23 protein-coding genes are annotated in these 22,814 nt (G+C 69.1%); 11 read left to right on the top strand and 12 right to left on the bottom strand.

The genetic code is table 11. The annotated features are described in order from the left end of the window. Positions 1–23: 23 nt before the first annotated feature. The 5 genes from fabF to fasR form a co-directional block, all read right to left on the bottom strand. Positions 24–1,295, bottom strand: coding sequence for a beta-ketoacyl-ACP synthase II (gene fabF, locus ACFY1E_RS01605; RefSeq protein WP_099928643.1), 1,272 nt, complete (start codon positions 1,293–1,295; stop codon positions 24–26). A 79-nt stretch (positions 1,296–1,374) separates the two neighbouring features. Next, the gene (locus ACFY1E_RS01600) at positions 1,375–1,623 is read right to left on the bottom strand and encodes an acyl carrier protein (RefSeq protein ID WP_015660680.1); all 249 of its coding nucleotides are present in this window, start codon (positions 1,621–1,623) and stop codon (positions 1,375–1,377) included. Between the two features lie 108 nt (positions 1,624–1,731). Continuing rightward, positions 1,732–2,733 carry a ketoacyl-ACP synthase III gene (locus tag ACFY1E_RS01595; RefSeq protein ID WP_389070094.1) on the bottom strand — a complete coding sequence of 334 codons (1,002 nt, stop codon included), beginning with the start codon at positions 2,731–2,733 and terminating at the stop codon, positions 1,732–1,734. 21 nt (positions 2,734–2,754) lie between these two features. Next, positions 2,755–3,699 (bottom strand): ACP S-malonyltransferase, encoded by a 945-nt coding sequence (locus ACFY1E_RS01590; RefSeq protein ID WP_389070092.1) that lies wholly within the window; start codon positions 3,697–3,699, stop codon positions 2,755–2,757. An 89-nt stretch (positions 3,700–3,788) separates the two neighbouring features. Further along, positions 3,789–4,994: a fatty acid biosynthesis transcriptional regulator FasR gene (fasR, locus tag ACFY1E_RS01585; RefSeq protein ID WP_389070089.1), complete on the bottom strand. Its 1,206-nt coding sequence runs from the start codon at positions 4,992–4,994 to the stop codon at positions 3,789–3,791. A 74-nt stretch (positions 4,995–5,068) separates the two neighbouring features. On the opposite strand from fasR, the gene ACFY1E_RS01580 reads away from it, so the two are divergent. Continuing rightward, complete coding sequence (locus ACFY1E_RS01580) at positions 5,069–5,737, top strand: pirin family protein (protein WP_389071577.1); 669 nt, start codon at positions 5,069–5,071, stop codon at positions 5,735–5,737. A gap of 242 nt (positions 5,738–5,979) precedes the next feature. Here the strand turns inward: ACFY1E_RS01580 and ACFY1E_RS01575 are convergent, their stop codons facing one another. Continuing rightward, a complete protein-coding gene (locus tag ACFY1E_RS01575) occupies positions 5,980–6,801 on the bottom strand; it encodes a serine hydrolase domain-containing protein (RefSeq protein ID WP_389070087.1) in 822 nt (273 codons plus the stop codon). 18 nt (positions 6,802–6,819) lie between these two features. Continuing rightward, positions 6,820–7,290 (bottom strand): GNAT family N-acetyltransferase, encoded by a 471-nt coding sequence (locus ACFY1E_RS01570; RefSeq protein WP_389070084.1) that lies wholly within the window; start codon positions 7,288–7,290, stop codon positions 6,820–6,822. 127 nt (positions 7,291–7,417) lie between these two features. On the opposite strand from ACFY1E_RS01570, the gene ACFY1E_RS01565 reads away from it, so the two are divergent. Both ACFY1E_RS01565 and ACFY1E_RS01560 read left to right on the top strand, forming a co-directional pair. Further along, positions 7,418–7,858: a MerR family transcriptional regulator gene (locus ACFY1E_RS01565; RefSeq protein WP_115908394.1), complete on the top strand. Its 441-nt coding sequence runs from the start codon at positions 7,418–7,420 to the stop codon at positions 7,856–7,858. Then, on the top strand, positions 7,855–8,871 hold the full coding sequence (locus tag ACFY1E_RS01560) for an aldo/keto reductase (RefSeq protein ID WP_389070081.1): 1,017 nt from the start codon (positions 7,855–7,857) through the stop codon (positions 8,869–8,871). Before ACFY1E_RS01565 ends, ACFY1E_RS01560 begins: the two co-directional genes overlap by 4 nt. 161 nt (positions 8,872–9,032) lie before the next feature. On the opposite strand, the gene ACFY1E_RS01555 is transcribed toward ACFY1E_RS01560, so the two are convergent. The 3 genes from ACFY1E_RS01555 to ACFY1E_RS01545 form a co-directional block, all read right to left on the bottom strand. After that, positions 9,033–9,890 carry a DUF4429 domain-containing protein gene (locus ACFY1E_RS01555; protein WP_389071574.1) on the bottom strand — a complete coding sequence of 286 codons (858 nt, stop codon included), beginning with the start codon at positions 9,888–9,890 and terminating at the stop codon, positions 9,033–9,035. A gap of 57 nt (positions 9,891–9,947) precedes the next feature. Beyond that, the gene (locus tag ACFY1E_RS01550; protein WP_389070078.1) at positions 9,948–11,165 is read right to left on the bottom strand and encodes an alpha/beta hydrolase; all 1,218 of its coding nucleotides are present in this window, start codon (positions 11,163–11,165) and stop codon (positions 9,948–9,950) included. Positions 11,166–11,278: 113 nt separating this feature from the next. After that, positions 11,279–11,905 carry a TetR family transcriptional regulator gene (locus tag ACFY1E_RS01545; RefSeq protein ID WP_389070076.1) on the bottom strand — a complete coding sequence of 209 codons (627 nt, stop codon included), beginning with the start codon at positions 11,903–11,905 and terminating at the stop codon, positions 11,279–11,281. Positions 11,906–11,971: 66 nt separating this feature from the next. Between ACFY1E_RS01545 and ACFY1E_RS01540 the strand changes: the two genes are divergently transcribed. Together ACFY1E_RS01540 and ACFY1E_RS01535 are read left to right on the top strand one after the other, a co-directional pair. Continuing rightward, on the top strand, positions 11,972–13,597 hold the full coding sequence (locus tag ACFY1E_RS01540; protein ID WP_389070073.1) for an MFS transporter: 1,626 nt from the start codon (positions 11,972–11,974) through the stop codon (positions 13,595–13,597). 279 nt (positions 13,598–13,876) lie between these two features. Continuing rightward, a complete protein-coding gene (locus tag ACFY1E_RS01535; protein ID WP_344406725.1) occupies positions 13,877–14,185 on the top strand; it encodes a small hydrophobic protein in 309 nt (102 codons plus the stop codon). Positions 14,186–14,331: 146 nt separating this feature from the next. Here the strand turns inward: ACFY1E_RS01535 and ACFY1E_RS01530 are convergent, their stop codons facing one another. Both ACFY1E_RS01530 and aceE read right to left on the bottom strand, forming a co-directional pair. Continuing rightward, a complete protein-coding gene (locus ACFY1E_RS01530; RefSeq protein WP_389070071.1) occupies positions 14,332–15,069 on the bottom strand; it encodes a potassium channel family protein in 738 nt (245 codons plus the stop codon). Between the two features lie 71 nt (positions 15,070–15,140). Further along, positions 15,141–17,888 carry a pyruvate dehydrogenase (acetyl-transferring), homodimeric type gene (aceE, locus tag ACFY1E_RS01525; protein ID WP_389070069.1) on the bottom strand — a complete coding sequence of 916 codons (2,748 nt, stop codon included), beginning with the start codon at positions 17,886–17,888 and terminating at the stop codon, positions 15,141–15,143. A 353-nt stretch (positions 17,889–18,241) separates the two neighbouring features. On the opposite strand from aceE, the gene ACFY1E_RS01520 reads away from it, so the two are divergent. The 6 genes from ACFY1E_RS01520 to ACFY1E_RS01495 all read left to right on the top strand — a co-directional run bounded on the left by ACFY1E_RS01520 (position 18,242) and on the right by ACFY1E_RS01495 (position 22,759). Beyond that, positions 18,242–18,673 (top strand): DUF3052 domain-containing protein, encoded by a 432-nt coding sequence (locus ACFY1E_RS01520; protein WP_030931848.1) that lies wholly within the window; start codon positions 18,242–18,244, stop codon positions 18,671–18,673. A gap of 177 nt (positions 18,674–18,850) precedes the next feature. Further along, entirely contained in the window at positions 18,851–19,309 is a 459-nt protein-coding gene (locus ACFY1E_RS01515) for a peroxiredoxin (protein WP_123964840.1), read from the top strand. Positions 19,310–19,422: 113 nt separating this feature from the next. Next, on the top strand, positions 19,423–19,998 hold the full coding sequence (locus tag ACFY1E_RS01510) for a calcium homeostasis/redox stress adaptation protein (RefSeq protein ID WP_115908402.1): 576 nt from the start codon (positions 19,423–19,425) through the stop codon (positions 19,996–19,998). 121 nt (positions 19,999–20,119) lie between these two features. Continuing rightward, positions 20,120–20,698, top strand: coding sequence for a TerD family protein (locus ACFY1E_RS01505; protein ID WP_389070065.1), 579 nt, complete (start codon positions 20,120–20,122; stop codon positions 20,696–20,698). A 52-nt stretch (positions 20,699–20,750) separates the two neighbouring features. After that, the gene (locus ACFY1E_RS01500) at positions 20,751–21,899 is read left to right on the top strand and encodes a DUF475 domain-containing protein (RefSeq protein WP_389070062.1); all 1,149 of its coding nucleotides are present in this window, start codon (positions 20,751–20,753) and stop codon (positions 21,897–21,899) included. A 122-nt stretch (positions 21,900–22,021) separates the two neighbouring features. After that, positions 22,022–22,759, top strand: a complete 738-nt coding sequence (locus tag ACFY1E_RS01495) for a Tellurium resistance (RefSeq protein ID WP_389071572.1) — start codon at positions 22,022–22,024, stop codon at positions 22,757–22,759. Positions 22,760–22,814: the final 55 nt, after the last annotated feature.

The raw sequence follows: 22,814 nt of genomic DNA, 5'->3' as shown, positions 1-22,814 counted from the left end.
GGGCCATTCGCCGTTCACGGCAATCAGACCGTACGGAACGCCAGCACCACGTTGTGCCCACCGAACCCGAAGGAGTCGTTGAGGGCCGCAATACGGCCCTCAACGGGCAGCTTCCGCGCCTCACCGCGAACGATGTCCGCAGCCGCCTCCGCCTCGGGGTCGAGGTTCTCGACATTGATGGTCGGCGGAGCAACCCGGTGGTACAGCGCCAGGATCGTGGCGACGGACTCGACACCACCCGCACCACCCAGCAGATGACCGGTCATCGACTTGGTGGCCGAGACCGCCATGTGGTCGGCGTCGTCGCCGAACACCTTCCGCAGCGCCTTCAGCTCGGCCACGTCACCGGCAGGCGTCGAGGTGGCGTGCGCGTTGACGTGCACGATCTCCGCCGGATCCAGGTCGGTGCGCTCCAGCAGGTTCTGCAGGGCGTGCGAGATGCCGCGGCCCTCGGGCTCCGGCTGCACGATGTCGTGGCTGTCGGCGGAGATGCCCTGGCCGACCGCCTCCGCGTAGACGCGGGCGCCGCGCTTGGCGGCGTGCTCGGCGGACTCCAGGACGAGGACGCCGGCGCCCTCACCGAGGACGAAGCCGTCACGGGCGACGTCGTAGGGACGCGAGGCGCCCTGCGGGTCGTCGTTGTTCTTGGACATCGCCATCATGTTGCCGAACGCGGCGATGGGCAGCGGGTGGATGGCCGCCTCCGTGCCACCCGCGACGACGACGTCGGCGCGGCCGGTGCGGATCATCTCGATGGCGTAGCCGATGGCCTCGGCGCCCGAGGCGCAGGCGGAGACCGGGGTGTGCACGCCCGCCCGGGCGCCCACGAGCAGGCCCACGTTGGCGGAGGGGCTGTTCGGCATCAGCATGGGGACGGTGTGCGGGGAGACGCGGCGTACGCCCTTCTCCTTGAGCACGTCGTACTGGTCGAGCAGGGTCGTCACACCGCCGATGCCGGAGGCGATGACGGCACCGAGACGGTCCGGGTCGATGCTCGCATCGTCACCGGCCTTCTCGGTGAAACCGGCGTCCGCCCAGGCCTCCTTGGCCGCGATCAGCGCGAACTGCGCCGAGCGGTCCAGGCGGCGGGCCTGCGGACGGGGGATGACCTCGGTGGGCTCCACGGCGACCGGCGCGGCGATACGGACCGCCTGCTCGGCGGCCCACTCCTGCTCCAGGGGCTTCACGCCGGACTTGCCGGCGATCAGGCCCTCCCAGGTAGAGGCTGCGTCGCCACCCAGCGGTGTGGTTGCGCCGATACCGGTGACGACCACGGTGCGATTGGTCGGGCTCACGGGAATTCTTTCTCCAACGGATCGGGATTCAGCGGCGCCACCGCCGGGTGGCGGGGCAAAGCAGCCGGGCCTAAAAGGCTCAGGCCTGGTGCTTGAGGATGTAGTCGGTCGCGTCGCCGACCGTCTTGAGGTTCTTGACGTCCTCGTCCGGGATCTTGACGTCGAAGCGCTCTTCGGCGGCGACGACGACCTCGACCATGGACAGCGAGTCGACGTCCAGGTCGTCGGTGAAGGACTTGTCCAGCTGGACGTCCTCAACCGGGATGCCGGCGATCTCGTTCACGATGTCGGCGAGACCGGCGACGATCTCTTCCTGAGTGGCGGCCATGTCAGGCGCTCCTTCGTAGTAATCCAGAGGGTGTGGCGCCCGCCGCGTCAGCGGCAGGTGTTGCTGTGCTTTCCGCACCGGATCCGATGATGATCCGGCACGGAGTGCCTAGGGGAGGGTAACGACCGTCGCGGCGTACACGAGACCCGCCCCGAAGCCGATGACGAGCGCGGTGTCGCCGCTCTTCGCCTCGCCGGTCGCCAGAAGCCGCTCCATGGCGAGCGGAATCGAGGCGGCCGAGGTGTTGCCGGTGGTGCGTACGTCACGCGCGACCGTGACGTGCTCCGGCAGTTTCAGCGTCTTCACCATCGAGTCGATGATCCGCTCGTTGGCCTGGTGGGGAATGAAGACGTCCAGGTCGTCCGGGGTGATCCCGGCCGCGTCCAGCGCCTGCTGGGCGACCTTCGCCATCTCGAACACGGCCCAGCGGAACACCGCCTGGCCCTCCTGCGTGATCGCAGGGAACTTGGCGACCGAGCCTTCGCGGTAGTCCGTCCACGGCACGGTCTGCTTGATCGTCTCGGACTTGTCGCCCTCCGAGCCCCACACCGTCGGGCCGATCGCCGGCTCCGCGGACGGGCCGACCACGACCGCGCCCGCACCGTCGCCGAACAGGAAGGCCGTCGCCCGGTCCTCCAGGTCGGTGAGGTCGGACAGCCGCTCCACGCCGATGACCAGGACGTACTCCGCGGAGCCCTCGATGATCATGCCCTTGGCGAGGGTGAGCCCGTAGCCGAAGCCCGCGCAGCCCGCCGAGATGTCGAAGGCGGCGGCCTTGTTCGTGCCGAGCTTGTCGGCGATCTCCGTCGCGACCGCGGGGGTCTGCTTGAAGTGCGAGACCGTCGAGACGATCACGCCGCCGATCTGCTCGGCGGAGATCCCCGCGTCGGCGATCGCCTTGCCGGACGCCTCGATCGACATCGCGGCGACGGTCTCCTCGTCGGAGGCCCAGTGCCGGGTCTCGATGCCGGAGCGCGAACGGATCCACTCGTCCGAGGAGTCGATCGTCTCGAGGATCACCTCGTTCGGCACGACCCGGGTCGGGCGGTAGCCGCCCACACCGAGGATGCGCGCGTACGGGGCGCCCTTGCTGGGCTTGATCTTCGACATGTTCGTACGGCTCCTTAGGCGTCAGGCTTGGGTGCCCGCTGCGTCAGCAGCAGAATCGGACACAGCGGAGATGAGCTCGCGGGCCGCGTCGAGGTCGTCGGGGGTCTTCAGCGCGAGTGTCTTCACGCCCGGCAGCGCGCGCTTGGCGAGGCCGACCAGCGTGCCGCCGGGGGAGACCTCGATCAGGGCGGTCGCGCCGAGCTCCTTGAAGGTCTCCATGCACAGGTCCCAGCGGACCGGGTTGGCGACCTGGCCGACCAGGCGCTCCAGCACCTCGGCGCCGGTCGCGACCGTCTGCCCGTCCTTGTTGGACACGTACGTGAACTTCGGGTCGGCGGGCGCCAGCTCGGCGGCGGCCTTCGCCAGCGCGTCGACGGCGGGCGCCATGTGGTGCGTGTGGAAGGCGCCGGCGACCTTCAGCGGGACGACCTTGCGGACGCCCTCGGGCTTGTCCTCGTTCAGCACGGCGAGTTGCTCCAGCGTGCCCGCGGCGACGATCTGGCCCGCGCCGTTCACGTTCGCCGGGGTCAGGCCCAGCTTCTCCAGATGCGCGACCGACACCTCGGGGTCGCCGCCGAGCAGCGCCGACATCCCGGTCTCGGTGATCGCGGCGGCGTCGGCCATGGCCAGCCCCCGCTTGCGTACGAGGGTGAGCGCGGAGGTGTCGTCGAGGACGCCCGCGAAGGCGGCGGCGGTGATCTCGCCGACGCTGTGGCCCGCGACGGCGCCCGGCGTGATGGCACCGAGTGCCGCGGCGGACAGGATGCCGGCGGCGACGAGCAGGGGCTGCGCCACGGCGGTGTCGCGGATCTCCTCCGCGTCGGCCTTCGTGCCGTAGTGGGCGAGGTCCAGTCCGATGGCGTCCGACCAGGCGGCGACGCGGTCAGCGGCACCGGGCAGTTCGAGCCAGGGAGTCAGGAAGCCGGGCGTCTGGGCGCCCTGGCCGGGAGCGACGAGTACGAGCACTCTCACACTCTCTCTTGTGGACGGCCAAGGCCGCCCGTGGGGACAGGGACGAAGAACACGAGGGGGTTTTGTGGACCCCCGACAAAAGACTAGGCGGGGAGATCCCCGTCGGCCAGACGCCCCAGGATCAGGGCGATCCGCAGTGTGAAGGCGGAGCGTACATCGGAAGGCGACCAACCGGTGACGTCAGTCACACGTCGGAGCCGGTAGCGCACGGTGTTCGGGTGAACGAAGAGCATCCGGGCGGCGCCTTCCAGACTGCTCGCCTGCTCGAGATAGACGGAGAGCGTCTCCAGGAGCGCCGACCCGGCCTCCTCCAGCGGTCTGTAGATCTCCTCCACCAGCTGTTCGCGCGCGCTCGGGTCACCGGCGATCGCGCGCTCCGGAAGCAGATCGTCCGCCAGTACCGGCCGCGGGGCGTCCTGCCAGGCGGAACACGCTTTGAGACCGGCGGCCGCGGCCTGCGCGGACCGCGTCGCGGCCAGCAGGTCGGCCACCACCGGCCCGGCCACCACGGGCCCTGCGGCATACGGCCCGATCAGCGACTTCGCGACACCGATCGGATTGTCGCTGCCACCGGCGATGACGACGAGCCGGTCCCCGAGCACCCCGGTGAGGACCTGCAGCTTGGCGTGCCGGGCGGCCCGCCGGATCGCCTCCACCGTCAACTCGGAGTCCCCGTCGGGGGCGGTCCCGAGGACGACACACACATGCTCGGGCGCGTTCCACCCCAGGGCGGCGGCCCGGCTGACGGCGCCCTCGTCGGCCTCCCCGCTGAGCACCGCATTGACGACGAGGGACTCCAGGCGGGCGTCCCAGGCACCGCGTGCCTCGGCGGCCTGGGCGTACACCTGGGCGGTGGCGAAGGCGATCTCCCGGGCGTACACGAGCAGCGCCTCGCGCAGCACGCTCTCGTCGCCGGGCGCCGCCACCTCGTCGATCGCGGACTCCATGACCTCGATGGTGGTGCGCACCATCTCCACGGTCTGCCGCAGCGTGATCGCCCTGGTCAGCTCGCGGGGCGCGGTCCCGAACACATCCGTCGAGATGGCCTGCGGGGCGTCGGGGTGCCGGAACCACTCGGTGAACGCGGCGATACCGGCCTGGGCGACCAACCCGATCCAGGAACGGTTCTCCGGGGGCATCGCCCGGTACCACGGCAGCGTCTCGTCCATGCGCGCAATGGCCTGCTGGGCGAGAGAGCCGGAGGACTTCTCCAGTCGCTTCAGGGTCGCTGCATGCGGGTGGACGCGGGGCGCGGCGGCTTCGGGCTTGCTCGTTTCGGGTTCGGGCACGGGGACAAGACTGCCTTATCCGGACGGGAGCGTGCGTCGCCGGGTGCGGACCGAGGGCTACCGTGGAGTACGTGATGGACGTACGGCGCGCTGCGGAGCGCTATCCAGGGGGCGACCCGGCAGCCGGCATCGAGTCGTGGCACGCCTTCTCCTTCGGCCCGCACTACGACCCCGACAACCTCCGCTTCGGTGCGGTGATCGCCTGCAACGAGGAGCGGCTCGCGCCCGGCGCTGGCTTCGACGAACACCCGCACAGCCACACCGAGATCGTGACGTGGGTGGTCGAGGGCGAGCTGACCCACCGTGACTCCTTCGGCCACGAGACGACGGTCCGGCCCGGCGACGTCCAGCGGCTGAGCTCGGCCGCGGGCGTACGGCACGTGGAGCGCAACGACGGCGACGGCCCCCTGACCTTCGTCCAGATGTGGCTGGCCCCCCGCGACCCCGGCGGCGACCCCGCCTACGAGATCGTCCACGGCATCGCGGACTCGACCCCGTACGCGGTCCCGGAGGCGGGCGCGATGCTCCATGTACGGCGCCTGGGGGCGGGGGAGCGGACGGCGGTGCCGGACGCGGCGTACGTGTACGCGCACGTGGTGCGGGGTGAAGTGGACCTGGACGGGGAGCATTTGGGCCCCGGTGACGCGGCTCGGATCACGGACGCGAAGGACATGGAGGCGCTGGCTGCGACGGACGCGGAGCTGCTGATCTGGGCACTTGAGAACGAGCCGGGACGGTGGTGACCGCGGGCCAGGGTGTTCGCCCCCGCCGCCCCTACCCGTCCCGTCCCGGGGGCCGGCCCCCGGACCCCCGCTCCTCAAACGCCGGAGGGGCTGATTTTTCACCGGCCGGGGTTTGATCTTTTCAGCCCGTCCGGCGTTTGAGGACGAGGTCGTTCAGGCCGAAGCGGGGGTCTGGGGGCGGCAGCCCCCAGGTACGGGACGGGTAGGGGCGGCGGGGGCGAAAAAACCCGGGGCCCGCGACCTCAGCCCCGCAACTCCGCCAGCACCGCATCCGTGAACGCCGGCCAAGCCTCCACCGCCCACGGCCCGAAGGCCCGGTCGGTCAGGGCCACGCCCGCCACCCCCGCGTCCGGGTCGATCCACAGGAACGTACCCGCCTGCCCGAAGTGCCCGAAGGTCCGCGCAGAGGACGAAGACCCCGTCCAGTGCGGCGACTTGGAGTCACGGATCTCGAACCCGAGACCCCAGTCGTTCGGATTCTGGTGCCCGTACCCCGGCAGGACCCCCTTCGTCCCCGGGTACTGCACCGTCATCGCCTCCGCCACCGTCCGCGGATCCAGCAGCCGCGGCGCCTGCACCTCGGCCGCGAACCGCAGCAGGTCCTCGACGGTCGAGACGCCGTCCTTGGCGGGGGAGCCCTCCAGGGAGGTGCCGTTCATCCCCAGCGGCTCCAGCACCGCCTGCCGCAGATACTCCCCGAACGGGATGTCGGTCGCCTTGGCGATGTGGTCGCCGAGCTGCTCGAACCCTGCGTTGGAGTACAGCCGCCGCTCCCCGGCCGGCGCGGTCACCCGGTGCTCGTCGAACGCGAGCCCCGAGGTGTGGGCCAGCAGATGGCGGACCGTCGAGCCGGGCGGCCCCGCCGGTTCGTCGAGCTCGATCGCGCCCTCCTCGTACGCGACGAGGGCGGCGTACGCGGCGAGCGGCTTGGTGACCGAGGCGAGCGGGAAGCGGTGGCCGACCGGGCCATGGGTGCCGAGGACCGTGCCGTCGCCCCGCACCACACCCGCCGCAGCGGTGGGAACCGGCCAGTTTTCGATCAACGCAAGGCTCTTCAGCGACATGCCGTCGAGCCTAAGCGCTCACAGCGTGAGCTCCAGCAACGGGTCGGGCTTGGGCTTGAACCCGAGCGAGACATAGAGCGGCTCGGCCTCCGGGGAGGCGGTCAGATGCACGCGCGCGGCACCGCGCTCCCGGAACCAGTCCAGCAGTACGTCCATGCACGCGCGCGCGTACCCGCGACGGCGTGCGTCCGGATCGGTCGCCACGCTGAAGACGAAGCCGACTCGCCCGTGCGGATCGCCCGCCTTCCCGATCCGGTAGTCCACCGTCCCGGCCACCAGCGCGGCCAACGCCCCCGGCCGCTCCGGATGGTCGACGACGAACGCGGCGAAGTTCCCCTCCGTCTCGCCCAGCCTCTCCCGCAGCCCCGGCAGCGACTGCTCGTGCCAGTCCGTGGCAGGATCCGACCCCGGCAGCGCATCGATCATCACCTGGCGCAGCCGCAGCACTTCCTGCGCGTCCTCGGGCACGGCCCGGCGTACAAGACCCATGCCCCGCACGCTAGTCACCGCCCCAGCCCCATGTCCCGCCGATTTCTGCTGTGCTTATTTCTGCTGTGCTTATTTCTTACGGGTTCCGCTTGCTTGGAGTGCACTCGAAGGTCATAGCGTTGAGGCCATGACGGTGATGGAGACCACGCCCACCCGGACCGACAGCTGCGGTGCCCCGCCCCACCCCCATCGGCGCCCCGAAGGCCAGGACAGTTACACGATCAGCGAGGTCGTCGCGTTCACCGGCCTCACCGCGCACACCCTGCGCTGGTACGAGCGCATCGGCCTGATGCCGCACGTGGACCGCTCGCACACGGGCCAGCGCCGCTACAGCAACCGCGACCTCGACTGGCTGGACCTCGTCGGCAAGCTCCGGCTCACCGGTATGCCGGTCGCCGACATGGTGCGGTACGCGGAACTGGTGCGCGAGGGCGACCACACGTTCGGCGAGCGCTTCGAACTGCTCGAGCAGACCCGCCGGGACGTGCTGTCCCGGATGGCGGAGCTCCAGGACACCCTCGCGGTGCTCGACCGGAAGATCAGTTTCTACGCGGAGAAGGTGCGATGACGGACAGCAGGATCCCGACCGTACGACTGGGCGCCGACGGCCCCGAGGTCGGCGTACAGGGCCTCGGCTGCATGGGCATGAGCTGGGCGTACGGCCCCTCGGACGCGGAGGAGTCGCGGGCCACCCTGGAGCGGGCACTGGAGCTGGGCGTCACCCTGTACGACACGGCGGAGGGCTACGGCGACGGCGACAACGAGCGTTTCCTCTCGCCCTTCTTCAAGGCGCACCGCGACGAGGTCGTCATCGCGACCAAGTTCGGCGTACGCGTTCCGGCGGGCGACCGCACCAAGCGGGTCATCCGCGGCGACGCCGCGTACGTCCGCCAGGCCGCCGAGGGCAGCCTGCGCCGCCTGGACGTCGACGTCATCGACCTCTACTACATGCACCGGCGCGATGTGAACGTCCCGATCGAGGAGACCGTCGGCGCCATGGCCGAGCTGGTCCGCGAGGGCAAGGTCAGGCACCTCGGCCTCAGCGAGGTCACCGCCGACGAACTGCGCGCCGCGCAGGCCGTGCACCCGATCGCCGCCGTGCAGTCGGAGTGGTCCCTGTTCAGCCGGGACATCGAGACCAACGTGGTGCCCGCTGCCCGCGAACTGGGCGTGGCCCTGGTTCCGTACTCCCCGCTCGGCCGCGGTTTCCTCGCCGGCTCCTTCTCCAACGCGGACAAGGACCTCACCGACGGCGACGTCCGCCGCACGATGCCCCGCTTCCAGGGCGACAACGCGGCCACCAACGCAACGCTCCTGGAGCCGATCCGAGCGGTGGCCGAGGCCCACGGAGCCTCCCCGGCCCAGATCGCCCTGGCCTGGGTCCAGCAACGAGCGGACGTGCACGGCCTCGCGGTGGCCCAGATCCCGGGCACGACAAAGGTCAAAAGGGTGGAGGAGAACGCAGCGGCAACGGCAATCGTCCTGACGGAAGACGAGCTGGCCGCACTGGAACCGATCGCGTCGAAGGTGGCAGGGACGCGTTACCCGGACATGAGCTTCGCTTCAGCAGGCAGGGAGTAAGCCGGGGCCGGTTTAGCGGGGCGCCGGGGAGCAGCTTGTCGCAAGGGCTGCGGGCAGCGGCTTTTGAGGGGCGCGGGGCTGAGTCGATTTGCGGCTCCGCCGCGTGGGCGCGACAAGCCACAACGAACCCGCACCAGCCAACAAGCCGAACCCCGCACCCCCTAAAGCTCCGCCAACAGCTCCGCCTTCTTGACGGAGAACTCCTCATCCGTCACCAGCCCCGCCTGATGCAGCTCCCCCAGGTGACGAATGCGCTCAGCGATGTCGGCCGGATCGCGCCTCGGCGCACCGGCCGACACCACGGCCGCCGGTCCGGCATCCCGCACCGCGGCAAGCACAGCCGCCGCAAACGGCAACGACTCATGCACAGGGCCATACCCCAGCCCGAACACCACAGCCGCCGGATCCTGGTCCACCTGCTCAGCCTGCGCAGCATTCCGCCGCAACAACCGCAGATGCCCCTCGAACACCTCCGGCGACCGCCACTCCACCCCGCTCAGCTCCCCGACGGGAAAGCTCTGGTCGCCCGCCTTCCACTTCGCCGACGACGCCCCCGTCCAGAACCACCGGAAGTGCACGGCCTTCCCGTCGAAGGACGCCTTGGCGTCATAGGCCTTGAACTGCCGGGGCGCCTCGGGCGCAGCCACCAGAAACCGCTCGGCGGGCTCTCCGTCCGCGGTCAGCAGCCCCCGCAGCTCATCGGCGTAGTACTCGGCGAGAGCGTCCCGCTCCGCAGGCAGCACCAGCCGGTACGGATCGCACCCTTCCTTGAGCTGCCCCGCAGCCGCCTCCAGCAGCGGATCGGCCCCGGGCCGCAGCTCGGCGCGCAGGACGACGGTGCCGCGCTTGCCGGGGGACAGCGTCACCCCGGAGATCGCCTCCAGCGGCACACGGCGTTCCCCCAGCGCCTGGAAGAGCTTGGGTGTTCGAATCCCGCGTTCGTAACGGATGAGCACGGAGTCGGACTCGAACTCCCAGGCGGCATGAAATCCGGCCAGTACGTCACCCATGCGGCTCATCGTATGCATGACCCGCTCCTTCGTCTCCACCCCGCGCAGACCGCAGTTTCTGCGCCTCTACGCGCGTCCGGACGTGGACGCGCCGGACAAACCCTCCCGGCACACGTTCTCCTCGCGTGCGCAGTGCACCGACCGATACGCGCCAACGCCGATCTCCGCGAAGTTCCGCACGCTCTCCGTGCCCGGCTCGAAATAACCGGCATGCCCCTTCGCGCCCTGCGCGGACAGCACCCGCGCCCCGAACGCGGCCGACACCGGGTCTGCCCCGTGGCCCAGCCCGCCGAGTTCCAGGTACGGCACGTCCTGGACCCAGTCGGTGGCGTCCCGCATCGCCCACACCTGGGCGGTGGTGCGCAGGTGGGAGGCGTTCGACACGCGCATGCCGGGGCTGGCGGCCACCGCTATGTCGGCGACCCGGCGCGGCAGCCCGGGGGCGGCGATGCCGCACACCACGGAGCCGTAGCTGTGGCAGAACAGCGAGACGGGCGCCGTGCCGGGCAGCCCGCGCAGCATGGCGTTCAGCCGCAGCGAGCCCTCCGCCGCGCGCATCGCCGTCGCCGAGTCGATGCCGAGCCCGGCGGGCGCCGTGTAGTCGGCCCAGGCGATCACGGCCGTACGCGTCGTCGGGCTCGCCGCCTGCTCCGCCGCATACAGCGACTGGGCCATGCCGAGGGCAGCCGAGTACGGGCGGTTGGTCTTCTGGAAGGTGAGCAGGTTGGTGTCCACACCGGGGACGACGACCGACACACGCTCGGCGCGCTGCAGGTCCCCGATCACCTGCGCGACCCGCCCCGAGCCCTCGGGGTCGAACGCGAGGACCTGCCGGCCCTTCTGCAGCAGCGACTCGTAGCGGTGCATACGGCGACCGGCGTCGTGCTGTCCGAGCAGCGAGAGCCGGTTGTCGTGCATACGCCTGAGCTCGACCTTGCGCTGCTCGGTGAGCGCCAGACGGTTGGCGCGGTAGCGCAGGGCGAGGGGAGCACCGTTCATGTTGCCGACCGCGAGGGGATAGCGGTGGGCGAGATGGGTGCGCTCCTGGGCGGTGAGCGAGGCGAAGAAGCGGGCGAGGCGCGCGGGGGACGCGTCGGGGTCCGGCAGATGGTGTCCGTGGATGCGGCCGTGCTCCCAGGAGGAGATCGAGGCCTGCAGCGGAGTCACCGCGCGATGGCTGCGCAGGGCGGTCCATCCGGTGGTCGCCAGCATCACGAACACGACGGCCAGCGCGAGCAGGGCGCGCCAGACGTTCAGTTGCGGGGAGGTGTCGAAGGAAGTCACTGGGAGGACACACTAGGAGAACGAGAGGGTCTCGCGTGAGCTGAGTGACGGGTATCACGTTTCGATAAACGCGGCGATGACCTCAGTGTCTGTCAATGTCCTCGCGATGTGCCTCAGCGTGTTCGCCAGCTCTCCGTGAGTGCGGGCCCCACCTGTTCGAGGTACGAGATCGTCAACGCGCGCATCGCCTCGACGCTGAAGTCCTCACCGGTGGACCACTGCCGTTCCGTCACCCGCATCACCCCGCTGAAGATCGCCACGGCAAGACGGGGCCGCGGGTCGGCGTCCACGTCCAGGCCCTCCCGCTCGGCGAGCACCCGCGCGATGGCGTCCTCGGTCTCCTCGTTGCGCCGCAGATGCGCGGCGAGCAGGACCGGCGTCGACTCGATCACCCGGTACATCCGCAGATACAGCTCGACCGGTACGACGGCCTCGATGATCTCGTGGAGCGTGTCCCAGCCCTCCAGGACCGCCTGGCGCAGCGCGGCCAGCGGCGCCTCGTCCGCCGGCCGTTCGCGTACGGCCTCGACGAACCGCGCCACCGCCAGCTCCTGCAGGGCGAGCGCGGCCTCCTCCTTGCCGGCGAAGTAGCGGAAGAAGGTGCGCTGCGAGACGTCGACGGCCTCGGCGATGTCGTCGACGGTCGTCTGCTCGTACCCGCGGGTGGTGAACAGTTCGACGGCGGCCCGCAGCAGCGCGTCCCGGGTGCGCTGCTTCTTGCGTTCGCGGAGTGTTTCCATATGCGTCAGTTACTGACTTGTGAATTGGTTTGTCAATTGTCAGCGGCTGTCACTAGCCTCGAACACATGACTAGTCAGACCACCATCGACACGACGGGGCCGGGGGACGAGGCACCGGCAGCCCCGTCGGACGCGCCGGGGGCCTCCGGGCTGCGCGGCCACCCGTGGTTCACCCTCATCACCGTCGCCGTCGGGGTCATGATGGTGGCCCTCGACGGCACCATCGTGGCCATCGCCAACCCGGCCATCCAGAAGGACCTGGGGGCGAGCTTCGCCGACGTCCAGTGGATCACCAACGGGTACTTCCTGGCTCTCGCTGTCTCCCTGATCACCGCGGGCAAGCTCGGCGACCGCTTCGGGCACCGCCAGACCTTCCTGATCGGCGTGACCGGCTTCGCCGCCGCCTCCGGTGCCATCGGCCTGTCGAACAGCATCGCCGCGGTCGTCACCTTCCGCGTCTTCCAGGGCCTGTTCGGCGCGCTGCTGATGCCGGCCGCGCTCGGCCTGCTGCGGGCGACCTTCCCGGCCGAGAAGCTCAACATGGCCATCGGCATCTGGGGCATGGTCATCGGCGCCTCCACCGCCGGCGGCCCGATCCTCGGCGGCGTCCTGGTCGAGCACGTCAACTGGCAGTCGGTGTTCTTCATCAACGTGCCGGTCGGCGCGATCGCCCTGGTCCTGGGCCTGCTGATCCTGCGCGACCACCGAGCCGAGAACGCGCCGCGCTCCTTCGACCTGCTGGGTATCGCCCTGCTCTCGGGCGCGATGTTCTCCCTGGTCTGGGCCCTGATCAAGGCCCCGGCCTGGGGCTGGGGCGACGGCAGGACCTGGACGTTCATAGCCGCCTCGATCGTCGGCTTCGTCCTCTTCTCCTTCTGGGAGACGAAGGTCAAGGAGCCGCTGATCCCGCTGACCCTCTTCCGCTCGGTTCCGCTGTCCGCGGGCGTGGTGCTGATGGTGCTGATGGCCATCGCCTTCATGGGCGGCCTGTTCTTCGTGACGTTCTACCTGCAGAACGTGCATGGGATGAAGCCGATCGAGGCCGGCGAGCATCTGCTCCCGCTCACCGGCATGATGATCGTCGGCTCCCCGCTCGCGGGCGCGCTGATCACCAAGCTGGGCCCGCGCATCCCGCTGGCCGGCGGCATGGCGGCCACCGCGATCGCCATGTACGGCATGTCGACGCTGAAGGCGGACACCGGCAGCGCCGTGATGTCCCTCTGGTTCGCCCTGCTCGGCCTCGGCCTCGCGCCGGTCATGGTCGGTGCCACGGAGGTCATCGTCGGCAACGCGCCCATGGAGCTCTCAGGCGTCGCCGGCGGCCTCCAGCAGGCGGCGATGCAGATCGGCGGCAGCCTCGGTACGGCCGTCCTCGGCGCCGTGATGGCGTCCAAGGTCGACAGCGACCTCGCCGGCAACTGGAAGGACGCCGGCCTCCCTCCGCTCACCCCGACCCAGCTGGGCCAGGCCTCCGAGGCCGTCCAGGTCGGTGTGGCCCCGGTGGTCAAGGGCACCCCGGAGGCGGTCGCTGCGAAGATCGCGGGCGTCGCGCACGACACGTTCATCTCCGGCATGAGCCTGGCGTCCCTGGTCGCGTGCGGAGTCGCGGTCGTGGCCGTCTTCGTCGCCCTGCTCACCAAGCGCGGCGAGAACGCGGAGGCGGGCGCGGGAGCGGGAGCGGCGCACATCTGACGCGGGGAAGCCCGGCGAACTTGACGGGTTTTCAACGGACTTCGCCTATCAGGGTGAAGAAGCTAAAGATTCCTCGCATCCGGTGCGCACCGCAGGCCACAGTGGTCACGCCCTCCCGCACGGCATGTTCCTCGGGCAAGTTCGTACGGTGTGGAGGGCGACCGGTGCTGCGGCGCGCTGCCGGAGGGGGTCAGCGCGCCGGCAGCTCCGAGGATTAGGAAGCGCAACGGGGGTACCCGCTCGTTGAACCCCGAACAGACCCCGGGGTTCAGGGAGTTGATGATGGCGGGCTTCGGACACGGAACGCGCAGGTACCCCCGCTCACGTGGCCGCACGTGGTCACGGACCGGGCCGGATCGCGCAACGCTCGGAATCATCGGAACCATCTGCGCGGTCGCGGGGTTCTTCGTGCTGGGGATCATCCTCGGCCCCGCCGCGATCGTCTGCGGCTGGCTCGCAATGGGCCGCACCTGGGCGGGCAGCCGCTCGGTTCCGGCCCTGGTCGCCTTCGTACTGGGCGCCATCGACACGCTCCTGGCGATCGTGTGGCTCGCAGGAGCGGCAACCCCGGGCAACGGTTTGTTCTGACCCGGGGCGAGTGAGGGACAGGGCCCCCGGCTGATGGACCGGGGGCCCGCCCGCATGGCAGTCGTGCCTCCGGGGCGGCGCCCGTCCCAAAGACAGCGGCACCCCGCAAGCGCGGGCAAGCACACCCACCCCCGCAGCAACCCCGTTCACGGCGCACCCGACGGCTCCCGCAACGCCGCCACCTCGGCCCGGAGGGCCCGCACCTCCTCCGTGAGCGCCTCGATGGCCTCGGTCTGCCGACGCTCCTCCACGTCGTCCTTCTCGAACCGCGCGATGAACCACGCGGCGATGTTCGCGGTCACCACACCCAGCAGGGCTATCCCGGCCAGCATCAGCCCGACGGCGATCATCCGCCCCAGCCCGGTCGTCGGCGCATGATCGCCGTACCCCACGGTCGTCATCGTCGTGAATGACCACCACACCGCGTCACCCAGCGTCCGGATGTTCCCGTTCGGCGAGTCGCGCTCCACCGAGAGCACGGCCAGCGAACCGAACATCAGCAATCCGATGACGGCACCCGCGACATACGTCGTCAGCTGGATCTGCGAGGCCATCCGCGCCCGTCGCCCGACGAGTATCAGCGTGGACACCATCCGCAGCAGCCGCAACGGCTGAAGCATCGGCAGCACGACCGCACACAGGTCGAGCCAGTGCGTGCGCACAAATTCCTTGCGCCGCGGGGAGAGCCCCACCCGTACCAGGTAGTCCGTGGCGAACGCTCCCCAGACCACCCACTCCACCACCGTGCACGCGGACGTCAGCGAGTGCCCCGCGGAGTGGTCCACGATCGGCACGGCATACGCGACGGCGAAGGCCACCGCGAGCGCCAGCAGGGGCCGCTGGGTGTGCTGCTCCCAACGCCCCTGCGCCGTCTGTTGCTTCATGCCCGCATCGTAAAGAACGAGTAAGGGCGGCGAGACCATCTGGTCCCGCCGCCCTCAAATCGACCTTGGTGTTACGCGTCCCCGCCCGCGGCCCCGGGATCCGCCGCCGCAACGTCCAGCAACTGATACCGGTCAATGGCCTGCTTGAGCACCGAGCGGTCCACCTTCCCCTCCTTGGCCAACTCGGTGAGCACCGCCACCACGATCGACTGCGCGTCGATGTGGAAGAACCGCCGAGCCGCCCCCCGGGTATCGGCGAAGCCGAACCCATCGGCACCCAGGGACTGGTAGGACCCCGGCACCCACCGGGCGATCTGGTCCGGAACCGCCCGCATCCAGTCGGAAACGGCCACGAAGGGTCCCTGCGCGCCCGACAGCTTCTGCGTCACATAAGGCACGCGCTGCTCCTCCTCGGGGTGCAGCAGGTTGTGCCGCTCGACCTCCACCGCCTCGCGCCGCAGCTCGTTCCAGGAGGTCGCCGACCAGACGTCGGCCTTGACGTTCCACTCCTCGGCGAGGATCTTCTGCGCCTCGACGGCCCACGGGACCGCCACACCGGAGGCCATGATCTGCGCCGGGATCGACCCCGAAGTGCCCTCGGAGAGCCGGTGGATGCCCTTGAGGATGCCCTCGACGTCCACGTTCTCCGGCTCGGCGGGGTGCTGGATGGGCTCGTTGTAGACGGTGAGGTAGTAGAAGACGTCCTCGCCGTGCGGGTGCTCCGCGTCCCCGCCGTACATCCGTCGCAGACCGTCCTGCACGATGTGCGCGATCTCGTACGAGTACGCCGGGTCGTAGGCGACACAGCCCGGGTTGGTCGAGGCGAGCAGCTGCGAGTGGCCGTCCGCGTGCTGCAGCCCCTCACCGGTCAGCGTCGTGCGGCCGGCGGTCGCACCCAGTACGAAACCGCGCGCCAGCTGGTCGGACATCTGCCAGAACTGGTCACCGGTGCGCTGGAAACCGAACATCGAGTAGAAGACGTAGACCGGGATCAGCGGTTCGCCGTGCGTGGCGTACGCCGAGCCCGCCGCGATCAGCGAGGCGGTGCAGCCCGCCTCGGAGATGCCGTCGTGCAGCATCTGGCCGGTCGGCGACTCCTTGTACGCGAGCAGCAGATCGCGGTCGACGGCCTCGTACTGCTGGCCGAGCGGGTTGTAGATCTTCGCGCTCGGGAAGAAGGAGTCCATGCCGAACGTGCGGTACTCGTCCGGCGCGATCAGCACGAACCGCTTGCCGAGCTCCTTGTCCCGCATGAGGTCCTTGAGTAGCCGTACGAAAGCCATGGTCGTGGCGATCGACTGCTGACCGGAGCCCTTCTTCACAGTCGCGTACGTCTTGTCGTCCGGCAGGGCGAGCGGCTTGGAGCGCACGACGCGCGTCGGGACGTACCCGCCGCACTGCTTGCGGTGGTCGTGCATGTACTGGATCTCTTCCGAGTTCCGCCCCGGGTGGTAGTAGGGCGGAAGCCCGCTCTCCAGGTCCTTGTCGGAGATCGGCAGGTGCAGCCGGTCGCGGAAGCGCTTGAGGTCGTCGACCGTCAGCTTCTTCATCTGGTGCGTGGCGTTGCGGCCCTCGAAGTTCGGGCCGAGGGTCCAGCCCTTGATCGTCTTGGCCAGGATCACCGTCGGCTGGCCCTTGTGCGCCTTGGCCGCCGAGAACGCCGCGAAGATCTTCTTGTGGTCGTGGCCGCCACGGCCCAGGTGCAGGATCTGGTCGTCGGTCATGCCCTCGACCATCGCGCGCAGCCGCTGGTCGTCGCCGAAGAAGTTCTCGCGGATGTAGGCGCCGGACTCGGTGGCGTACGTCTGGAACTGGCCGTCCGGCGTCGTGTTCATCTTGTTGACGAGGATGCCGTCGCGGTCCTGCGCGAGCAGCGGGTCCCAGGAGCGGTCCCAGATCAGCTTGATCACGTTCCAGCCGGCGCCGCGGAAGACCGACTCCAGCTCCTGGATGACCTTGCCGTTGCCGCGCACCGGGCCGTCCAGGCGCTGCAGATTGCAGTTGACGACGAAGGTCAGGTTGTCCAGGCCCTCGCGGGCGGCGATGGTCAGCTGGCCGAGCGACTCCGGCTCGTCCATCTCGCCGTCGCCGAGGAACGCCCACACATGGGACTTCGACGTGTCGGCGATCCCGCGCGCGTGCATGTAGCGGTTCATCCGGGCCTGGTAGATCGCACCGATCGGGCCGAGGCCCATCGACACGGTCGGGAACTCCCAGAAGTCCGGCATCGAGCGCGGGTGCGGGTAGGAGGACAGGCCGTTGGGGGCCTTCGACTTCTCCTGGCGGAAGCCGTCCAGCTGCTGCTCACTGAGCCGGTCGAGCAGGAACGCCCGGGCGTAGATGCCCGGGGAGGCGTGGCCCTGGAAGAAGACCTGGTCGCCGCCGTCCCCCTCGTCCTTGCCGCGGAAGAAGTGGTTGAAGCCGACGTCGTAGAGCGATGCGGAGGAGGCGAAGGTGGCGATGTGGCCGCCGACGCCGATGCCGGGGCGCTGGGCCCGTGAGACCATGACCGCGGCGTTCCAGCGGGTCGCGTTCAGGACCTTGCGCTCGATCTCCTCGTTGCCGGGGAAGAACGGCTCGTCCTTGGTCGCGATCGTGTTGACGTAGTCCGTGCTGCGCATCTCGGGGACGGCCACGCGCTTCTCGCGGGCCCGCTCGATCAGCCGCAGCATCAGGTAGCGGGCTCGCTCACGGCCGCGCTCGTCGACGGCGGCGTCCAGGGAGTCGAGCCACTCCTGGGTCTCCTCGGGATCGAAGTCAGGAACCTGACTCGGAAGGCCGCCAATGATGATCGGGTTGCGATCGGATCCGGAAGCCACGCTGTTCCTTACCTGTCAGAGGGCTGCAATGAGCTGCTTTTCGGTACGCCTGCACCGTTCCCCATCGTGTACCTCGGGAAAGCAAACGTCATCTCTACTGAGAGGTAACCGAGATCTACGTCAGCTCCGGCTGGTTCCCAATGCCGCAAAGGGGGCAGAAAGGTGTGGTGTAGGTCACTTGTGGCGGCGGTTGCATGCCTGGAGTTGCGGTGACACGGCCAGGATCGTCACCGTTTCGGCGGTCTGAACGGCCGGGTACTTGCGCGATCCGCCCCGCCCGTGTGGACTACGGCCAATGCTTCGCGCACGCGCGTGGCTGAGATACTCACCAAGACATGATCAGGAGGCAACCCGTGAGCGCGACCGCGGACCACGCGGAGACGAGCCCTGCCGTCAGGCTGGGGTTCCAGCCCGAGCAGGTGGTCCAGGAGATCGGCTACGACGACGACGTAGACCAGGAACTCCGCGAGGCAATCGAGCAGGTCATCGGCAGCGACCTTGTGGACGAGGACTACGACGACGTCGCCGATGCCGTGGTGCTCTGGTTCCGCGACGAGGACGGCGACCTGACCGATGTGCTGGTGGACGCCACCACCTACATCGAGGAGGGCGGCTCCATCCTGCTGCTGACGCCGAAGACCGGCCGCGACGGCTACGTGGAGCCGAGCGACATCTCCGAAGCCGCGACGACGGCGGGGCTGTCCGCCTCCAAGAGCGTCAGCGTGGGCAAGGACTGGAGCGGCAGCCGGCTGGTGACCCCGAAGGCCGCGAAGTCCAAGCGGTGACCGGCGGCCGCAGCGGCCGTGGCTGGGGGCTGCGCCCCCAGACCCCCCTTTCGGCCTGAACGGCCTCGTCCTCGAACGACGGACGGGCTGAATTCACTCAGCCCGTCCGTCGGCTTTCGGTGATCTCTGCGTAGGGTGGTGCCACCCGAACAGCCCCACCGAAAGGGACGTATCCCGATGGCGATCCAGGTCGGCGACAAGGCCCCCGACTTCGAGCTCAAGGACAACCACGGCGCCACCGTGAAGCTCTCCGAGTTCCGTGGCAGCAAGAACGTGGTGCTGCTCTTCTACCCCTTCGCCTTCACCGGTGTGTGCACCGGCGAGCTGTGCGAGGTGCGGGACAACCTGCCGCAGTTCTCCGACCGCGACACCCAGGTGCTCGCCGTCTCCAACGACTCCATCCACACCCTGCGGGTCTTCGCCGAGCAGGAGGGCCTCGAGTACCCGCTGCTGAGCGACTTCTGGCCGCACGGCGAGGTCTCCCGCGCCTACGGCGTCTTCGCCGAGGACAAGGGCTGCGCGGTGCGCGGCACCTTCGTCATCGACAAGGAGGGCGTGGTGCGCTGGACCGTCGTCAACGCGCTGCCGGACGCCCGCGACCTGAACGAGTACGTGAAGGCGCTCGACACCCTGTGATTCTTCGGCTCCAAGCCATGCGTGGGGCGGGAACCCGTCACTAGGATCGACTCGTTGATCCGGTATCAAACGCACGGCGGGGCTCCCCGCCCCTGGACACCAATGGAGGACTCGTGGGAGTCAGCCTCAGCAAGGGCGGCAACGTATCGCTGACCAAGGAGGCCCCGGGCCTGACCGCGGTCATCGTCGGTCTGGGGTGGGACGTCCGCACCACGACCGGTACCGACTTCGACCTGGACGCCAGCGCACTCCTGCTGAACTCCTCGGGCAAGGTCAGCAGCGACGCCAACTTCGTCTTCTTCAACAACCTCAAGAGCCCGGACGGCTCGGTCGAGCACACCGGTGACAACATCACCGGTGAGGGCGAGGGTGACGACGAGCAGATCAAGATCAACCTCGCTGCCGTCCCGGCCGACGTCGAGAAGATCGTGTTCCCGGTCTCCATCTACGACGCCGAGAACCGCCAGCAGTCGTTCGGCCAGGTGCGCAACGCTTTCATCCGCGTGGTGAACCAGGCGGGCGAGGCGGAGATCGCACGCTACGACCTCTCCGAGGACGCCTCGACGGAGACCGCCATGGTCTTCGGCGAGCTGTACCGGCACGGCGCGGAGTGGAAGTTCCGCGCCATCGGCCAGGGGTACGCGTCGGGCCTGCGCGGCATCGCGCAGGACTTCGGCGTGAACGTCTGAGACCCGTCACCGGGTCTCGAAGCGTCCGGCGCCGCACCGTTCGCGTGCGGCGCCCGGGGGTGCCCCCTCTGGGGGAGTGCAGGACAACCAAAGAAGCACCATCTCGGGGAGGACCAGCATCATGGGCGTCACGCTCGCCAAGGGGGGCAATGTCTCCCTGTCCAAGGCCGCACCCAACCTGACCCAGGTGATGGTCGGGCTCGGCTGGGACGCGCGCTCCACCACCGGAGCCCCGTTCGACCTGGACGCCAGCGCCCTGCTGTGCGGCGCCGGCAACCGGGTCCTGGGCGACGAGTACTTCGTCTTCTACAACCAGCTCAAGAGCCCGGAGGGCTCGGTGGAGCACACGGGCGACAACCTCACCGGTGAGGGCGAGGGCGACGACGAGTCGATCCTGGTCGACCTGACCCGGGTGCCGGCCCACTGCGAGAAGGTCGTCTTCCCGGTCTCGATCCATATGGCCGACGAGCGCGCCCAGACCTTCGGACAGGTCAGCAACGCCTTCATCCGCGTCGTCAACCAGGCCGACGGCCAGGAGCTCGCGCGCTACGACCTCAGCGAGGACGCCTCCACCGAAACCGCGATGATCTTCGGTGAGCTCTACCGCTACCAGGGCGAATGGAAGTTCAGGGCGGTGGGACAGGGGTACGCGTCGGGGCTGCGTGGCATCGCTCTAGACTTTGGGGTCAACGTTTCGTAAAGGCGAGTACGGCGCGGGGGAGAGACCCGTACCGATACGGATTGGGTAGCCAGTGCTTCTGAAAACCTTCGGCTGGTCGTTCGCGATTACCGCGGTCGGCCTGGCCGTCGCCGTCCTCTACGGGGGGTGGGAGGCCTTCGGTATCGTGGCGATCCTCTCCATCCTCGAGATCTCGCTGTCGTTCGACAACGCGGTGGTCAACGCCGGAATCCTGAAGAAGATGAACGCCTTCTGGCAGAAGATCTTCCTCACCGTCGGCGTCCTCATCGCGGTCTTCGGCATGCGGCTGGTCTTCCCGGTCGTCATCGTCGCGGTCACCGCCAAGAAGAGCCCCATCGAGGCCGTCAACCTGGCCCTGACCGACAAGGACCAGTACCAGCAGCTCGTCACCGACGCCCACCCGGCGATCGCCGCCTTCGGCGGCATGTTCCTGCTGATGATCTTCCTCGACTTCATCTTCGAGGACCGGGACATCCAGTGGCTGCGCTGGATCGAGCGCCCGCTGGCCAAGCTCGGCAAGGTCGACATGCTGTCGGTCTGCATCGCCCTGGTCGTCCTGCTGATCACGTCCTTCACCTTCGCCACCCACGCCCACCAGCACGGCGGCGCGCACGTCGACAAGGCGCAGACGGTGCTGATCTCCGGCATCGCCGGTCTGATCACGTACATGGTCGTCGGCGGACTCTCCGGCTACTTCGAGGACAGGCTCGAGGAAGAGGAGGAGCGGGAGCACGAGGAGGAGGAAGAGGCCGCGCGCACCGGCAAGAAGCGCTCGGCGGTCGCCCTCGCCGGGCAGGCAGCGTTCTTCATGTTCCTCTACCTCGAGGTCCTCGACGCGTCCTTCTCCTTCGACGGCGTGATCGGCGCGTTCGCCATCACCAACGACATCGTGCTGATGGCGCTGGGCCTCGGCATCGGCGCCATGTACGTCCGTTCGCTGACCGTGTACCTGGTCCGCCAGGGCACCCTCGACGACTACGTCTACCTGGAGCACGGCGCGCACTACGCGATCGGTGCGCTGGCCGTGATCCTCATGGTCACCATCCAGTACCAGATCAACGAGGTCATCACCGGCCTCGTCGGTGTCGTCCTGATCGGCTGGTCCTTCTGGTCCTCGGTGCGCCGCAACAGGGCGCTTGCGGAAGCCGAGGGAAAAGCGGCGGGCTCGGACGAGAAGACTGAGATCTCGTCCGGGGTGTGACGCACCTGCGGGTGAGGGAACGCTCTGTGCGGGGCGGCCGGCCTCCGGCCGCCCCGCCGGTGTTTCAAGGGATGACCGGGGCAAGCGGGACCCGGATGAATCTGGTGAATCTGGGGGCGGGAATGGGCTTCTTGGACGGACTGTGGCGCGGACGCGAGTTCGACTTCGACTCGGGCAGCGCCGCCACCAACTCCATCGAGCTGACCAAACGGCACCACCAGGTCTCCCTCACCAAGCAGGGCGCCGCCACCGGGCATCTGCGCATCAACCTGAGCTGGCGGATGCGGACGTCCGACATCGGCGGCTCCCAGCGGGAGTCCCTGCTGCGACACCCCTTCAAGGCGCTCAGGCCCCCGGAGGTCATGGGGCACAGCCAGAGCATGGTCAACGTCGACCTCGACCTGGCGTGCCTGTACGAACTCCAGGACGGCACCAAGGGTGTCGTGCAGCCGCTCGGCAACTACTTCGGGGACGTCAACACACCGCCGTACGTCAAGCTCAGCGGCGACGACCGGTTCGGGTCGGCGTCCGGCGAGACGATGTACGTCAACCTCGACCACCGGGACGAGATCAAGCGGCTGCTGGTGTTCGTGTACATCTACGACCAGACGCCGGCGTTCGACCGTACGCACGCGATCGTGACGCTGTATCCGAGCAATGGGCCCCGTATCGAGATCCATCTTGACGAGCGGCATCCGCAGGCTCGGTCGTGTGCGGTGGTGATGATCGAGAACGTGAAGGGGGAGCTGGTGGTGCGGCGTGAGGTGAAGTTCGTCTACGGGTTCCAGGCGGAGCTCGACCGGTTGTACGGGTGGGGGTTGCAGTGGGGGCGGGGGTACAAGTCCGCGGTGGAGCGGTAGGCACCTGATGGCTCGGGGAGCTGTGCGCGGGTGCGGCGGAGCCGCCCGTCGATAC

Source organism: Streptomyces sp. NPDC001604, from assembly GCF_042893475.1.
Lineage (GTDB): Bacteria > Actinomycetota > Actinomycetes > Streptomycetales > Streptomycetaceae > Streptomyces.
This window is presented reverse-complemented; position numbering and strand designations above follow the sequence as displayed.

Excerpts from the sequence above, each read along its gene's own strand:
- ACFY1E_RS01580 (WP_389071577.1), top strand. The coding sequence starts at position 5,069 with ATGGACGTACGGCGCGCTGCGGAGCGCTATCCAGGGGGCGACCCGGCA.
- ACFY1E_RS01535 (WP_344406725.1), top strand. The coding sequence starts at position 13,877 with ATGATGGCGGGCTTCGGACACGGAACGCGCAGGTACCCCCGCTCACGT.
- ACFY1E_RS01540 (WP_389070073.1), top strand. The coding sequence starts at position 11,972 with ATGACTAGTCAGACCACCATCGACACGACGGGGCCGGGGGACGAGGCA.
- ACFY1E_RS01565 (WP_115908394.1), top strand. The coding sequence starts at position 7,418 with ATGACGGTGATGGAGACCACGCCCACCCGGACCGACAGCTGCGGTGCC.
- ACFY1E_RS01570 (WP_389070084.1), bottom strand. The coding sequence starts at position 7,290 with ATGGGTCTTGTACGCCGGGCCGTGCCCGAGGACGCGCAGGAAGTGCTG.
- ACFY1E_RS01515 (WP_123964840.1), top strand. The coding sequence starts at position 18,851 with ATGGCGATCCAGGTCGGCGACAAGGCCCCCGACTTCGAGCTCAAGGAC.
- ACFY1E_RS01530 (WP_389070071.1), bottom strand. The coding sequence starts at position 15,069 with ATGAAGCAACAGACGGCGCAGGGGCGTTGGGAGCAGCACACCCAGCGG.
- ACFY1E_RS01545 (WP_389070076.1), bottom strand. The coding sequence starts at position 11,905 with ATGGAAACACTCCGCGAACGCAAGAAGCAGCGCACCCGGGACGCGCTG.
- ACFY1E_RS01505 (WP_389070065.1), top strand. The coding sequence starts at position 20,120 with ATGGGCGTCACGCTCGCCAAGGGGGGCAATGTCTCCCTGTCCAAGGCC.
- ACFY1E_RS01555 (WP_389071574.1), bottom strand. The coding sequence starts at position 9,890 with ATGAGCCGCATGGGTGACGTACTGGCCGGATTTCATGCCGCCTGGGAG.
- ACFY1E_RS01600 (WP_015660680.1), bottom strand. The coding sequence starts at position 1,623 with ATGGCCGCCACTCAGGAAGAGATCGTCGCCGGTCTCGCCGACATCGTG.
- ACFY1E_RS01595 (WP_389070094.1), bottom strand. The coding sequence starts at position 2,733 with ATGTCGAAGATCAAGCCCAGCAAGGGCGCCCCGTACGCGCGCATCCTC.
- ACFY1E_RS01560 (WP_389070081.1), top strand. The coding sequence starts at position 7,855 with ATGACGGACAGCAGGATCCCGACCGTACGACTGGGCGCCGACGGCCCC.
- ACFY1E_RS01575 (WP_389070087.1), bottom strand. The coding sequence starts at position 6,801 with ATGTCGCTGAAGAGCCTTGCGTTGATCGAAAACTGGCCGGTTCCCACC.
- ACFY1E_RS01495 (WP_389071572.1), top strand. The coding sequence starts at position 22,022 with ATGGGCTTCTTGGACGGACTGTGGCGCGGACGCGAGTTCGACTTCGAC.